Below are 14,080 nucleotides of genomic sequence, written 5' to 3' on the forward strand. Positions count from 1 at the left end.
ACAGCATCTTGTTCAGGATAGAGTGTTTGCGGGCTAGCGGTATAGATGACATCCTTGAGTTCCAGCCCCCCATGGTTGGTCTTATGCCGATTTCGGCAACTTACCAACTATGCTGACACCGGGGGCAGCCACGGGACAGTAAATGGACAGTTCCACAGCATCCCTGGTGACACCGGTACATCTGTTACACTTATGATCACAGTGACAAGATACAGTAGATCTTCATATGAATCATCAGCAGCTTTGGGTAGAGCCGGTAGGCGGTATCATTACGGCGCGCATCCGTGGAAAGTGTACCGAGGAGATACTGAGGGAGTGTCAGGACCGTGTCGTCGAACTGGTCAAGGATACGCAGCAAGTCAAGGTATTGTACGACGCACTTGAGATGGAAGATCCCGGAGTTCAGCTCGCCATCTTGCAACAAAACATGGACTCAGATGCATGGAAGAAGTATGGCCCGATACCTTTGCGACGCGCGATTTTGGTCCCCAATACTCGAATTGCATTTCTGGCGCGGCTCGCCTTTGGTCAGTTTGGAGAGGGTACTTACCGCGTCTTCTATAACGATCTCACACAAGCAGTCGTGTGGCTTGAGGAACGAAATTAGTGGCTCACCTCCCCTTCTGAACACGGGCCTTTCCGGACTTACTAAGCCGGACGAAAGTAACCGAACTCAAGGCTGCTTGTTCGGTCATTTGCACGGTGTGTGCAATGATCGCCACGTAGAGCGCGCCGAGCAGTGATGACAAGACGTTATGGATTACGGGACGACCAGTGGGAGCGGATCAAGGATTGGCTGCCCGGACGGGACGGGCATGTTGGCAGGACGGCCAAAGACAACCGCCTGTTTGTTGAAGCGGTGCTGTACCGGTAACGGGCGGGCATACCCTGGCGTGACTTTGCCGGAGCGGTTTGGGGATTTCCGTGTAATACATACCCGGCATACAAGAGAATACCAAACGAAGCGGTGTGGGATAGTTTATGGCCTTATTGCGCGCGAAATGCTAAGCAGGTGTACAAATCACTGTGCGCCTGAGCCAGAATTTGCGTGATCGCACGCCTGATGTTTGCAGTGCTTCTTGGTTCGATAGCCCATTAAGGTGGTCGATGAACGCTGCGACCTGTTCGTCGATTGAGGCGAAGAACTGCTTATTCGCGCAAATTGCATCCTTGCCTTGTCCCCATAACGTATCCATCGGGTTGAGCTCCGGTGAACGCTTGGGCAACCACAGGAGCCGGATGCCCAGGCGTGCTGCCAGAAGCTGTGACGCATGCGCGGCGTGACTCTCGTGGCTATCAAGTACCATCGTGACTCGATAGCCACGATAATGGTGTCGCACCAGGCGCAAGAACGCCTGGAAGTCTTGCGCGCGTTGCTGGCGTCGGACCAGGAACAGGCGATGCCCGGTTGCCAGATTCATGCAGCCAAACACCACGCGCTTGGCATGGTTCCGTTGCAATAAGGATGTTATACCAATCCCACGGTTAAGCGAACCGGGTATGGTGGTTGGGGTCTGAAGAAGAATCACTGGCGTCGTCCCGGAATTACTTCCAGATCATGGCCAGCGCTCGTTATTGCGTGTAACGCCAGGAAGCGCCCGTCTATCCGGGAGCCACCTTTGAACGCAGGTTGCGGCACCTTGGAGAAGCCTCCTCAGCAATGGATGGCGTTGCTTGCTATGGTGTGAGCTTATTAACCAGTTCGGTTACATCGTTGCAGATCACGCCGGCACTGCGCTTGACCGATTCCGCCACTTTCAACGTTGTTAAAGGCCGCACCACAGTAGATGGGGGAAGCTAAAATGCCGTTCGTGTTTAGGACTATGACATGTATCCGAAGGTTTTTCGGGCAACCTCAAAGCCCGCGCGAGATGATTTCCTTCATAATTTCCGATGTGCCGCCGTAGATGCGCTGAACCCGGCTATCCACAAAGGCGCGGGCGATCGGGTATTCGCGCATGAAGCCATAGCCACCATGCAACTGCAGCAATTGATCTACAGCTTCTCCTTGGGCCTCGGTGGCGTAGAGTTTGGCCATCGCCGCCATATCGGTCGATAGCTTGTTTTCGAAGTGCAGTGCAATACAGTGATCCACGAAAACCCGGCATGCCATAGTCTTAGCCTTGATTTCCGCTAGTTTGAAGCGCGTATTCTGTAGGTCGAACACCTGCTGCCCGAAGGCCTTGCGGCTCTTCGTATAGGTGATGGTTTCTTCCAGCATTGTCTCCATCACAACCGGACTGCGCACGGCAATCATGAGCCGTTCCTGTGCGAGCTGGTGCATTAGATAGCCAAAACCCTTTCCCTCCTCACCCAGCAAGTTGGAAGCGGGGACGCGCACGTCGTCGAAGAAAAGCTCGCTGGTATCCTGCGCTTTGAGGCCAATCTTTTCCAGCAGAGGTCCTTTTGTGAACCCTGGCGTACCGGCCTCCACCACGACAAGGCTAATGCCCCGCGTGCCGGCAGAAAGGTCAGTCTTGCAGATTACAATCACAAGATCAGAGTTGACGCCGTTAGTGATAAAGGTTTTCTGACCGCTGAGGATGTAGTGATCTCCAACACGCTGTGCCGTGGTACGAACCGATTTGAGGTCGCTTCCGAGCCCTGGCTCGGTCATTGCGATGGCGCCGATTAGCTCGCCCCGTGCCATTCTAGGCAGCCAACGTTGCTTTTGCTCGGCGCTGCCGTACGTCAGGATATATGGCGCAACAATGTCCGAATGCAAAGGGAAGCCGGGGCCGGTAGCGAGCACGCGCATCAGTTCCTCGATAACGACGATCGAGTGTCCGAAGTCGCCGCCGCCGCCGCCGTATTCCTCGGGCACCGCGCACAACAGCAAACCCTCCTTCCCGGCCTTTAGCCAAGCTTCGCGCGGCACCAGGCCTGCCTTTTCCCACTCATGGTGATGCGGTTCAATCTCGCGCTGGACAAACCGACGCACCTGGTCACGGAACTGCTCGTGGTCTTCTCGAAATACTGCGCGCATCGTCATGAATCCTTATAAATAGCAAATGTTTGGACAGGGAGGGCCAGATACTACGGCTGGCTACCTTCCTGATACCGACTCATCAGGAGCCGCTTGTAGAGCTTGCCATTTTCCAGTCGCGGCAAAGCAGACACAAAATCCACACTGCGCGGACACTTCAGGTGCGCAAGGTGTGCACGACAGAAAGCGATGATGTCCGAGCCGACGGCAGGTGAGGCACGGCTTGGATCTTGAAGCTGGACCACAGCTTTGACCTCTTCACCGAATTCGGGGTGCGGGACGCCGATTACCGCGGCGTCGACCACGCCAGGGTAGGTAACGATGAGGTTTTCGACCTCACTGGGATAGATATTGACCCCGCCGGAGAGAATCAAATCAGTGCGCCGTCCTGAAAGGTACAAATACCCTTCCTCATCAACATGACCAATGTCGCCAAATGTGGCGCAGCCTTGCCTGTCATATGCCGCCTCGGTCTTCGCCAGATCATTGTGGTACTGAAAGCGGGGCGTTCCGGAGAAATAGATGCGCCCTTGTTGTCCGTGAGACAGCTCATTTCCGCTCTCGTCCTTGATGTGGATCTTGCCAAGTAAAGCCAAGCCTACGGAGCCAGGTTTCTGCAACCATTGACTGCTGTTAATCGCTGTCAGTCCAATACCTTCGGAGCCGCCATAGTATTCGAACCACACCGGCCCCCACCATTCGATCATGCGCCGCTTGACTTCGGGCGGGCACGGTGCTGCAGCATGAATGGCTACCCGCATGCTGGACAAATCGGATGCAGCTCGCACACTTTCCGGCAAAGCCAGCATACGAATCATCATTGTCGGCACCCATTGGCTATGAGTAACGCGGTATTGCTCAATCAAGCGCAAGCCCAGCTCCGCATCGAAACGGCTGGATATGATATTGCTACCTCCCCAATCGATATTGCGCATCGTGCTGCGCAAAGGTGCAGCATGGTACAGCGGCGCCATCGTCAAATAAATGGTCTCGGCACCGAAACCAAAAAATTCGCGCCACACCACTGCGTCATAGGAGTCGCGGAAACGATCGGCATATGCGGTAAGGGGACGCTTGATGCCTTTCGGTTTGCCCGTGGTCCCTGAGGAATACAGGAAGTCGCGGCCCACCATGCGCTCCGGCAGCGAAGCATCGGGAGCATACGCCTTGATTTCCTGTTCAAACGAGCGGAACCCTTCAGCCTGTCCGTCCAGCAGGTATTTCACGACATGCACGCCCGCCACTGCGGAATCGTTTGCGCTGCCTGCGAGTGCGGCGGTTTGTGTCGTAGCCACTAGCAAGCGAGCTCCACAGTCCGCAAGTATGTAGTTCACTTCATGCGGGCTAAGGTGCACGCTGACCGGAGTGTAGTACAGTCCGGCTCGCCGCGCCCCCCATGCCAGGGCAAACAGGTCCGGGTGGTTTTCCATCAGCAGAGCGATACCGTCCCCCGCCTCCAACCCCAAGCCGAGGAGCCATTGCGCTACTACGTTGGCGCGTTGGTCCAGTGTGCGATAGGTCAATGTGCTGACTGCCTGGCCGATGTCGTCAACCAAGCACAATGCCATCTTATCAGGGCAGACTTGAGCCCAGTAGGCAAGTCTATCCACGGTGGTGGGTGTGTCCATCTTTACTCTCCTTCGCAAGAGCTTGGCTTAATATGATTTCGGAAGTCCGAGCACTTTCTCGGCGATAAAACACATGATCAATTGCGGACTGATAGGGGCGATTCGCGGAATCAGGCTCTCACGCAGGTAACGCTCAACATGGTATTCCTTGGCGTAGCCATAACCGCCATGCGTCATCACTGCCGTGAGGCAAGCTTGATAACCAGCCTCGGCGCCAAGATACTTGGCAGCATTTGCCTCAGCTCCACAGGATAGTTCGCGGTCGAATCGGTCCGCTGCCTTATACATCATGAGGTTGGCCGCTTCGAGCTCCATCCAGCGTTCAGCTAACGGGTGCTGAATACTCTGGTTTTTCCCAATAGGCCGGTCGAATACGATACGCTCGTTCGCGTACTGAGCGGCGCGTTTTAGGGCCGCTTTGCCTAGACCGATAGCTTCGGAGGCGATCAGGATACGCTCGGGATTCATGCCATGCAGAATATAGTGGAAGCCTTTGCCCTCCTCGCCGATGCGATCTTCCACCGGCACCTTGAGACCGTCGATGAAGAGCTGGTTGGTGTCCACTGCCTTGCGGCCATGCTTGTCAATCACTCGCGCCTCGACGAAGCGGCGATCGAGATTGGTATAAAACAAGCTCAAACCGTCAGTGGGTTTCTTTACCTGATCCAGGGGCGTAGTGCGCGCAAGGATAAGCATTTTCTCGGCTACTTGTGCGGTGGAGATGAAGACTTTGGAACCGGAGACTATATAGTAGTCCCCCTCGCGTAACGCCTGAGTCTTGAGCCGAGTTGTGTTTAATCCCGCATCGGGCTCGGTGACAGCAAAGCACGCCTTCTCCTTACCGGCGACCAGCGGCGGCAGCATGCGGCGCTTCTGCTCGTCATTGGCGAAAATGACTACTGGGGATAGGCCGAAGATGTTCATATGCACCGCAGAGGCGCCAGACATCCCGGCGCCAGATTCGCTGATGGTCTGCATCATCAGTGCCGCCTCGGTAATACCCAAACCCGAGCCGCCGTATTCCTCGGGAATGCAAATGCCTAGCCAGCCAGCCTCTGCCAAGGCTTGATGCAGTTCATGCGGGAACCCCCCCTCGGTGTCTTTTTTTAACCAGTATTCATCGTCAAAGCGACTGCAGATACGCGCGACGGCGTCACGCAAGGCTTCTTGTTCAGGCGATAGGTCAAAATTCATGAATGACTCATATGAAAAGTGGGAAAGGAAATGGGGAGCTTTGGCATTAATGGGACCCAGTATCCGGATTTCGCCCCAGCGAAGCCTCTACACTATGGGCCAGCGTTACGAGCCTTGGGCCTACGTCGTCAAGTAGTTGTCCAGACGTTAGTTCGAAGGCTGAGACGGTGCAGGCAAACACATAAATTTCATCGGATGTCGTCGACCGTACCGGAACAGCCACCGACTCCACTTGACGTTGCAGATCCCCATGTCCGACGCAAAAGCCGCGATTGGCCAAATCGCGGCGCGCCTCATCCAATCGCTCAGTGAGCCTTTCGGCATGCTCTGGATTTCTGATTCTTAATTCGTCCATGTAGGCGTCTGCCTGCTCAGTTGGCATACTGCACAGGTATGCACGCCCCGATGCCGTGCGCGACAGCGAGATGTGAGCGCCCATCGCGGGCCGGAAAGTTGCGCAATCCCTAGACTGAGCCAGATCAATAAATACTAGGTCCAAGCCCGCCCCCAGTGCCAAAGACACTTGGCCGTGCACCCTGTCCGCAAGGGCCTGCATTTGCCCAAAAGCGATCTGGCGTACATTCATACGGGCAAGTAACGGAGTCGCGAGAGTCAATAGGCCAGGCGCAGGAGCAAAGCGTCCTGTCAGCTCGGTATAGCGCAGCAGGCCTGTCGAACATAGGGTATAGGTCAGCCGGAAAAAAGTTGCTTTGGATAATCCCGTGGCGGCGATTAGCTCGCGAGCACTGAGTTCGGGCGCTGTACTGCTGAAGCACTGCAGTATCTGTATACCTCGCGCTAAGGCACTGACGACCTTGTCATCGCTCGGTTTTATTTCCTCTTCAATATGAGACAGATGTTCCACTATTTTACTCCTTTTCCTTAATTATGCTAAGTTAACTTGACGTAATCAAGTTATTTCGAGACACTTGTTCCATTAGATGTGTTAACGTTGGAGATTCCGATGTCCGAAGCCTTAATTTTCGATGCCATTCGTATACCTAGGGGTAGAGGCAAACCTGGTGCTGGCACCTTGTATGAAACCAAGCCTATCGATCTGGTCGTAACACTACTAGACGCTTTGCGTCGGCGTCACGACTTGGACCCCACGCGCGTGGATGACCTCATTATGGGCATTAGTTCTGCCGTGGGTGATCAGGGGTCATGTTTGCCGCGGATTGCGGCCTTGTGTGCACCGGGTGGCTGGGACCGCGTGTCCGGCATGGCTTTGCAGCGCTTTTGCGGCGCGGGTCTGGAAGCAGTCAACTTAGCAGCGGAAAAAGTACGATCGGGCTGGCACGATCTGATCGCTGCCGGCGGCGTCGAATCGATGTCCCGCGTGGGTCTAGGTGCCACCGGTGGCGCCTGGATTTACGATCCGGCCACTAGTTTAAAGATCGGGTATGTGCCACAGGGTTTCAGTGCGGACATGCTCGCCGCGCTACACGGCTTCAACCGGGAGACGCTGGATGCCTTTGCGCTGCGCTCGCAGCAATTGGCGGCACAGGCTCGCTGCGAAGGCCGCTTTGGTCGTTCGCTCGTGCCAGTACGCGACGCCAATGGCATTACCGTGCTCGACCACGATGAATACATTCGCGAAGACACTTCCGCAGCTTCGCTAGCAGCGCTCAAGCCGGCATTCGGTGGGGTATCGGCGATGGCCAATGGTGTAGTAGCGCGCCAGCGCTACCCCCAACTTGATCGCATCGATGCGGTGCATACTGCCGGCAACGCGTCGGGGATCGTCGATGGAGCGGCATTGGTGCTAGTTGGCAGCGAGAAGATAAGCGCAGAGTTAGGCCTGCGCCCGCGTGCGCGGATTCTGGGCACCGGGTTGGCAACGGTAGATGCCACATTGATGCTTACAGGCCCGGTGCCGGCTACCCAGAAAGCAATCGCCAAAGCAGGCCTGCGCATAGACCAAATCGAGCTGTTCGAAGTAAATGAAGCCTTCGCAGCTGTCCCTCTTTATTTTGCAAAAACCTTGGACGTACCGCTGGACAAGATCAACGTCAATGGCGGCGCCATCGCAATGGGGCATCCCATAGGAGCGTCCGGCGCGATCCTCCTCGGCACCTTGCTCGATGAAATGGAACGCCGGGAATTGCGCTACGGCGTGGCTACCCTCTGCACAGCAGGCGGCATGGGTGTAGCCACCGTCATTGAACGCCTCTAACGCCTGGACCCTGTTCACGGAGACTAACCTGATGCAAGCCCCGATTCAATACCACAAGACCGACGACGGCATCGTGACGATCACTTTCGATGCGCCTGAGCAAAGCGTCAACACCATGACCGATGCGATGCGCGAATGTCTGGCTGACATGGTCACTCGGCTCGAAAAAGAGAAAGACAGCATTTCCGGCATTATCCTGACGTCAGCCAAAGACACATTTTTCGCCGGTGGCGACCTCAAGCGCCTGTACAACATGCAGCCCGCCGATGCGCAAACACTATTCGAGGCCACTGAACGCGGCAAGAAAACCCTGCGCCGGCTCGAAACCTTAGGCAAACCGGTCGTAGCGGCCCTTAATGGCACAGCGCTTGGAGGAGGATTTGAAATCGCATTATCCTGCCATTACCGCATCTCACTGGACCGGCCAAAGGTCCAGTTCGGTTTGCCCGAAGCCACGCTGGGCCTGATGCCGGGTGCAGGAGGCATCGTGCGCATGAACCGGCTGCTGGGGTTGGCCGCAAGCCAACCCTATCTGCAGGACGGCAAACTTCTCTCGCCTGTCGAAGCGCTCAAGGCAGGCTTGATACACGAACTCGTCAACACGCAGGAGATTCTGCTGGCCCGTGCTCGCGCGTGGATTTCCGCTACCGCGACCGCGACCCAGCCTTGGGACGCGCCCAGTTATAGGCCGCCCGGCGGCTGGAACGACAGTCCAGAGGCCAAACGCTGGATATCAGCTGCTGCTGCCCAAGTGCGAGCCAAGACGCGTGGTTGTTATCCAGCGCCGGAAGCAATCCTCAGCGCTTCGGTGGAGGGAATGCAGGTCGATTTCGATACCGCTAGCCGAATCGAGACGCGCTACTTCGTGCAAATCGTTACCGGTAAGGTCGCCAAGAACATCATTGGCACTTTCTGGTTTCGTGCCAACGAAATCAAATCTGGCGCACAACGTCCCGCGGGGATTGCAAAGAAACAGGTCAAAAACCTGGCGGTACTTGGTGCCGGCATGATGGGCAAAGGAATTGCCTATGTGGCAGCAGCGCGCGGCATCGACGTCTGGGTCAAGGATGCCACGCTTGCCCAAGCCGACGCAGCGCGTATCCATGCCGAAAAATTGCTGGCCAAGCGCGAGGAGAAAGGCGAAGTCGATCCAACAAAACGCCAGGAAATCGTCGCGCGCATTCATTCGACTGATCGCTACGAGAATCTAGCCCATGTCGATTTGTTGATTGAGGCTGTGCCCGAAAACCCTGAGCTCAAAGGTGAAATCACCCGCGCCGTCGAGCCGTTGCTCGGCGATGGCGCAGTTTGGGCGTCCAATACATCCACTCTGCCCATCAGCGGACTTGCCAAAAATTCAGGCCGACCAGAGCGTTTTATCGGCTTGCACTTCTTCTCGCCTGTGGATCGCATGCAGCTGGTGGAAGTCATCAAGGGCAACCGGACTTCGCAGGAAACCTTGGCCCAGGCCCTCGATTTCGTCATGCAGATCGGCAAAACCCCTATCGTCGTCAACGATAGCCGAGGTTTCTTCACCAGCCGCGTATTCAGCACCTTTACGCGCGAGGGCGTAGCCATGCTGGGCGAGGGTCAGGATCCAGCCTCGATCGAAGCTGCAGCAATGTTCGCAGGCTTTCCGGTCGGCCCCTTGGCGGTACTTGACGAGGTGAGCCTTAGCCTGTCTTACAACAACCGACTGGAAACTCTAAAGGCCTTTGCCGCTGAAGGACGCCCGTTGCCACCGCATCCGGCCGACGCAGTAATGGAGCGCATGCTTGAAGAATTCGGCCGCAAGGGCCGTGCTGCCGGCGGCGGCTTTTACGACTACCCCGCAGACGGCGGAAAGCAATTCTGGAGCGGTCTTGCGACTCATTTCCTACGGCCGGACGCGCAGATTTCTCAGCAGGACAAGCAAGACCGCTTGCTGTTCTGCATGGCGCTGGAATCCGTGCGGATTTTACAGGAAGGGGTATTGGACAACGCGGGCGACGGAAACATCGGTTCAGTCCTCGGCATCGGGTTTCCGCGCTGGACCGGAGGGGTATTTCAGTTCCTGAACTCCTACGGGTTGGAGAAGGCCGTGGATCGTGCCCATTGCATGGCTGAACGCTATGGCGAACGTTTTGCTCCGCCCCAACTGCTCCAAGACAAAGCACGCAAGTTGGAACTGTTTTGATTTTTGTTGGAATTCATGACAACACTCACAAGGAGACATCAATGAAACTCTTAAAAAAATACCTAACAACCATGGCTTTGACGTTGCTAACCTGCGCTGCCGGTGCGGCGACAGCGGCGGACGCTACTTTTCAAGATCGGCCTATCCAGATAGTCGTGCCTTATGCAGCAGGCGGCACGATCGATACGATTGCACGCCACCTGCAGCCAAAACTGCAAACCATCCTAGGCCGGCCCGTTATTGTTGACAATCGCCCCGGTGCAGGCACAATGATCGGGGCCAGTACGGTCGCTCGCGCAGAACCAAACGGACATACGCTGTTTTTGGGCTCCAACGCAGCGTTCACGATCAGCCCACAGCTGATGGAAAATGTAACCTACGATCCACTGCGTAGCTTTGCCGCCATTGGTACGGTAGCGTCGTTTCCCAACCTAATCATAGTGTCGCCAAAATCTCCCTACAAGACGCTGGCAGATGTGATCGAGGCTGCTCGCAAGTCGCCTGGCAAACTCAGCTATGCATCGTTTGGGCCGGCCAGCACGGCACAACTCACAGGCGAAGCCATCAAGGTTGCCGCTGGTGTTGATATTACCGAAATTCCATACAAGAGCGGCGCACAATGCGTACAAGCAGTCCTTTCGGGTGAAGTGACGTTCGGCTTCGATCCGAGCGTTGGCTCGCTACAGCGCGTAAAAGTGGGGCAGGTGAACGCCTTGTCCACAACCTCGGCCAACCGCATGGCTGAATTGCCTCAGGTTCCATCGATTGTTGAGGCAGGCTACCCGGACGCCGAGCTCACTGCTTGGGTTGCGCTGTTTGCCCCCGCAGCGACTCCTGAACAGACACAAAAGGCGTTGAGTGAGGCGCTGCAAAGCGTGCTGGCTGACCCCCAGCTAAAGAGTAAATTTGCCGGCATGGGTATGGAGCTCACTTCACTTGACAGCAAGGCAACGATGGGCATGATACGCAACGAATATGTACGGATTGCAAAATTGATCGAGAAAGCCAAGCTCAAGAAAAATTAATCTCGTGGGACGACGCCGAAAATCACCTACTTGGATACGCATGATGACTTCAGTGAACACTCCAGTAAACAGGACCTTGCTGCATACCCGCAGCCTGTCATTCCATGGTTACAAACGGGATGACGGGTTGTGGGACATTGAAGCCTCCATGCGGGACGAGCGCGCATACCAATCATATGGTGGAGACGCAGGCACCACCCCTCCCGGGTCGCCTATCCATGATCTCCATATCCGGCTCACTGTGGACGACACGTTGACTGTCCGTGAAATTTCGTCGGCGATGCACACCACGCCTGTGGCGGAGTGCAGCTTATCTCAGGAACCCTTGCTGACCATGATCGGCACATCTATGGCAACAGGATGGCGCCAATCGATCGAGAGTCGCATGGGCGGCACTAAAGGATGTACTCATCTGAGGGAACTGCTGTTCAACATGGCCACGGTAGCTTATCAAACCATACCAGTGTACCAAGCCCAGTTGACGCGCCAAGCAGGAACGTCCGCATCCTCCTGCGGACAGCCTCCCTTTCACCTAGGAAAGTGCCTGGCACTGGCTTTCAATAGTCCGGCAGTGAAACGGCTTTATCCGAAACACTATCGAAGCGACCAGGTCCCGAGCGACGACGCCCAATGATCCTATTGAACGGCGTCATCCGACTGGCAGCTCGGCTTGTGCGTTTTGACATGGGCCTTTGCTTGATCCAGCGATTTCAGTATTGAAATCATTTCGCCTGTGTCGCACCAGCAAATGTATCCAGCTAGTCCGTCCTGTCGACGACATCGGGCTCAATGACGCCTATTGGAACGGAAAGCGTTATGTTGGCGCGCTATGCGTGAGCGTCTTGTACACTTTAAGGAGTTGAAATGGGACCTTTGTTCGGCATGAAGATACTAGAGTTGGCCGGTATTGGGCCAAGTCCTCTAGCAGCAATGCTGCTTGCGGATTTGGGTGCTACCGTCGTCAGGATCGATCGACCGGCAGAGTCCGGGCTCGGGATAGAGAGGCCGCCGAAATATAATTTTTCGCTCCGGAACAGAAAGTCGATCGCGCTTGACCTCAAGTCGGAAGCAGGTCGAGATCTAGTTCTACGGTTAGTCGAAGAGGCAGATGGACTGATCGAGGGATTCCGTCCGGGTGTAATGGAAAAACTGAGTCTCGGCCCGGACATCTGCCTGGCAAGAAATCCCCGGCTTGTTTATGGCCGCATGACGGGATGGGGGCAGGAAGGGCCGCTGGCTAAGTCTGCCGGCCATGACTTGAATTACATTGCAGTGACAGGCGTACTCGATATGATTGGCCGCGACGGCCAACCGCCGACCCCTCCATTAAATCTAGTGGGTGACTTCGGCGGAGGAGCGCTTTACCTTGCGTTCGGGATGCTCGCTGCTTTTATCGAATCGAAGCAGTCTGGCAACGGACAAGTCGTTGATGCAGCCATCGTCGATGGCGTCTTGTCGCTCGCGTTGCCATTGCTAGGCCTGCATGCCGCAGGCCAATGGAATGATTCACGCGGGAATAATATTCTCGATTCCGGAGCATACTTCTATGAAGTGTACAAGTGCGCCGATGAAAAGTGGATTTCGGTAGCCGCCATAGAGAAAAAATTTCACGATCTACTGCTACAAATGCTTGGTCTAGACGCTTCTCAATATGGCGATCGATTCGACCGGCAGAATTGGAACGAGAGAAAAAGGCTGCTTGCAGATCGCTTCATGACGAAGACGCGCGACGAATGGTGCACGCTGTTTGGTGACGCAGACGTGTGTGTCGCTCCTGTTTTGGCCATCGCCGAAGTGGCGCATCACCCACATATGAAATCAAGGGAGGCTTTTGTCGAGATTGACGGCATACCTCAGCCTGCCCCTGCGCCAAGATTTTCGAGATCGCGCCCGGACAGACCTGTCGCGCCCTCCATCGATAAAGAAAGCCTGGAAACTGCCCTGTCCGAGTGGCTAGCCGAGGATGAGATCAAACTTTGGAAACAGAATCTAACAATGCCCGTTTAACGGTTGCCGGACGCTCATAGAAGAACTGCTCAGCAATATTCGCGCGACCACTGCCTTCTATTCAAACACCCATGTCGGGGCTTTTATTTTTCACTACAACGAAAAACACGCGATGTTGCATGCAACAGCACCGGGCGGCGGTGTTTCCGCATCAGGCGGCGCGATCACCACCCCGCCCGGCTATTTTGGCTTGGGTGCCTTGCCCTTCCCGCCAGCTTGGTCTTGCAGGACCTTGTAATCGGGCACCCGCTTGGTCGGTTGCGGGTGCAACTGTTTTTTCAGTTTCTCGATACGCTCATTGATCGCATCATCAGCGAATCTCACCGCCATGTTTCGCTCGGCGGCGACCCGGATCACCTGCTCCACGAATGCTGCACCGCCCTCCAGGCCAAAACCACCATTGCCAAAGCGTTTTTGCGCCAGCAAGATCGCCAGCTCCACGCTGTCATCGGACTCATCATAAATCCAGATAGCGTCGCTGGTATCCCGCAAGAGCTCTTTGCCGAACGCATCCAGATAGCTCACGTCCCCATTTTTGTGTACCCGGTACGACAGGTTATCAGTGCGGTCCAGCAGCGGCGCGTTGACGGAAATCCCGATCATCACGATGGCGCTGACCCGTCGCTTGGCCCGGCGCTCTTGTTCTATGCGCTGGCGCCGCAATTCCAGCAGCGCTTCCGGATCGCCTGACTCGGCGCGCTCAACGAGCCAGAGTCGATACATATTGCGGCCCGGGTCGTTGCGATCGAGCTCGGCCAGGCGCTCGCGTGCGGCGCGCATCGACGCCTGCAGCTCCTTCTCCTGCTTTGCCAGTCCCAGCTTGAGAATGGACCGTTCCGCCCGGAACTCGGCAAATGACAGTCGGCGCCGGCGCAACGCAACCATGTC

Annotated in this window: 12 protein-coding genes and 1 pseudogene; 7 read left to right on the forward strand and 6 right to left on the reverse strand. The window is 55.9% G+C overall.

The genetic code is table 11. The annotated features are described in order from the left end of the window. The first annotated feature begins 226 nt into the window (after positions 1-226). Positions 227-607, forward strand: a complete 381-nt coding sequence (locus tag IGW03_RS30820; RefSeq protein WP_151638084.1) for a SpoIIAA family protein — start codon at positions 227-229, stop codon at positions 605-607. Positions 608-742: 135 nt separating this feature from the next. Continuing rightward, positions 743-950: pseudogene (locus IGW03_RS39330) on the forward strand (transposase); the annotation flags it as partial. Between the two features lie 54 nt (positions 951-1,004). Here IGW03_RS39330 and IGW03_RS30830 read toward each other — a convergent pair. From IGW03_RS30830 to IGW03_RS30850, 5 genes are all read right to left on the reverse strand, one after another. Further along, on the reverse strand, positions 1,005-1,529 hold the full coding sequence (locus IGW03_RS30830; protein WP_225984815.1) for a transposase: 525 nt from the start codon (positions 1,527-1,529) through the stop codon (positions 1,005-1,007). 326 nt (positions 1,530-1,855) lie between these two features. Then, positions 1,856-2,992, reverse strand: coding sequence for an acyl-CoA dehydrogenase family protein (locus IGW03_RS30835; protein WP_228536207.1), 1,137 nt, complete (start codon positions 2,990-2,992; stop codon positions 1,856-1,858). A gap of 44 nt (positions 2,993-3,036) precedes the next feature. Continuing rightward, positions 3,037-4,614, reverse strand: a complete 1,578-nt coding sequence (locus tag IGW03_RS30840; protein WP_151638086.1) for an AMP-binding protein — start codon at positions 4,612-4,614, stop codon at positions 3,037-3,039. Between the two features lie 27 nt (positions 4,615-4,641). Next, positions 4,642-5,808, reverse strand: coding sequence for an acyl-CoA dehydrogenase family protein (locus IGW03_RS30845; RefSeq protein WP_151638087.1), 1,167 nt, complete (start codon positions 5,806-5,808; stop codon positions 4,642-4,644). A gap of 46 nt (positions 5,809-5,854) precedes the next feature. Next, positions 5,855-6,673 carry an IclR family transcriptional regulator gene (locus IGW03_RS30850; RefSeq protein ID WP_225984817.1) on the reverse strand — a complete coding sequence of 273 codons (819 nt, stop codon included), beginning with the start codon at positions 6,671-6,673 and terminating at the stop codon, positions 5,855-5,857. A gap of 99 nt (positions 6,674-6,772) precedes the next feature. Between IGW03_RS30850 and IGW03_RS30855 the strand changes: the two genes are divergently transcribed. From IGW03_RS30855 to IGW03_RS30875, 5 genes are all read left to right on the forward strand, one after another. Next, the gene (locus tag IGW03_RS30855) at positions 6,773-7,984 is read left to right on the forward strand and encodes an acetyl-CoA C-acetyltransferase (RefSeq protein ID WP_151638089.1); all 1,212 of its coding nucleotides are present in this window, start codon (positions 6,773-6,775) and stop codon (positions 7,982-7,984) included. A 31-nt stretch (positions 7,985-8,015) separates the two neighbouring features. Continuing rightward, the gene (locus tag IGW03_RS30860) at positions 8,016-10,160 is read left to right on the forward strand and encodes a 3-hydroxyacyl-CoA dehydrogenase NAD-binding domain-containing protein (protein ID WP_151638090.1); all 2,145 of its coding nucleotides are present in this window, start codon (positions 8,016-8,018) and stop codon (positions 10,158-10,160) included. A gap of 41 nt (positions 10,161-10,201) precedes the next feature. Then, the gene (locus IGW03_RS30865; protein ID WP_194726300.1) at positions 10,202-11,185 is read left to right on the forward strand and encodes a tripartite tricarboxylate transporter substrate binding protein; all 984 of its coding nucleotides are present in this window, start codon (positions 10,202-10,204) and stop codon (positions 11,183-11,185) included. A gap of 40 nt (positions 11,186-11,225) precedes the next feature. Then, the gene (locus IGW03_RS30870; RefSeq protein WP_225984818.1) at positions 11,226-11,819 is read left to right on the forward strand and encodes a DUF2889 domain-containing protein; all 594 of its coding nucleotides are present in this window, start codon (positions 11,226-11,228) and stop codon (positions 11,817-11,819) included. A 230-nt stretch (positions 11,820-12,049) separates the two neighbouring features. Next, positions 12,050-13,192 (forward strand): CaiB/BaiF CoA transferase family protein, encoded by a 1,143-nt coding sequence (locus tag IGW03_RS30875; RefSeq protein WP_194726301.1) that lies wholly within the window; start codon positions 12,050-12,052, stop codon positions 13,190-13,192. A 180-nt stretch (positions 13,193-13,372) separates the two neighbouring features. Here IGW03_RS30875 and IGW03_RS30880 read toward each other — a convergent pair whose 3' ends face one another. Beyond that, positions 13,373-14,077, reverse strand: coding sequence for an LPD7 domain-containing protein (locus tag IGW03_RS30880; protein ID WP_194726302.1), 705 nt, complete (start codon positions 14,075-14,077; stop codon positions 13,373-13,375). Positions 14,078-14,080: the final 3 nt, after the last annotated feature.

Origin of the sequence: Noviherbaspirillum malthae, from assembly GCF_015352985.1 — a bacterium.
GTDB lineage: Bacteria > Pseudomonadota > Gammaproteobacteria > Burkholderiales > Burkholderiaceae_D > Noviherbaspirillum > Noviherbaspirillum malthae.

What these genes read in the sequence shown, in the direction of transcription:
- IGW03_RS30820 (WP_151638084.1), top strand. Translation starts at nt 227, where the DNA reads ATGAATCATCAGCAGCTTTGGGTAGAGCCGGTAGGCGGTATCATTACG.
- IGW03_RS30835 (WP_228536207.1), bottom strand. Translation starts at nt 2,992, where the DNA reads ATGACGATGCGCGCAGTATTTCGAGAAGACCACGAGCAGTTCCGTGAC.
- IGW03_RS30840 (WP_151638086.1), bottom strand. Translation starts at nt 4,614, where the DNA reads ATGGACACACCCACCACCGTGGATAGACTTGCCTACTGGGCTCAAGTC.
- IGW03_RS30845 (WP_151638087.1), bottom strand. Translation starts at nt 5,808, where the DNA reads ATGAATTTTGACCTATCGCCTGAACAAGAAGCCTTGCGTGACGCCGTC.
- IGW03_RS30855 (WP_151638089.1), top strand. Translation starts at nt 6,773, where the DNA reads ATGTCCGAAGCCTTAATTTTCGATGCCATTCGTATACCTAGGGGTAGA.
- IGW03_RS30860 (WP_151638090.1), top strand. Translation starts at nt 8,016, where the DNA reads ATGCAAGCCCCGATTCAATACCACAAGACCGACGACGGCATCGTGACG.
- IGW03_RS30865 (WP_194726300.1), top strand. Translation starts at nt 10,202, where the DNA reads ATGAAACTCTTAAAAAAATACCTAACAACCATGGCTTTGACGTTGCTA.
- IGW03_RS30870 (WP_225984818.1), top strand. Translation starts at nt 11,226, where the DNA reads ATGATGACTTCAGTGAACACTCCAGTAAACAGGACCTTGCTGCATACC.
- IGW03_RS30875 (WP_194726301.1), top strand. Translation starts at nt 12,050, where the DNA reads ATGGGACCTTTGTTCGGCATGAAGATACTAGAGTTGGCCGGTATTGGG.
- IGW03_RS30880 (WP_194726302.1), bottom strand. Translation starts at nt 14,077, where the DNA reads ATGGTTGCGTTGCGCCGGCGCCGACTGTCATTTGCCGAGTTCCGGGCG.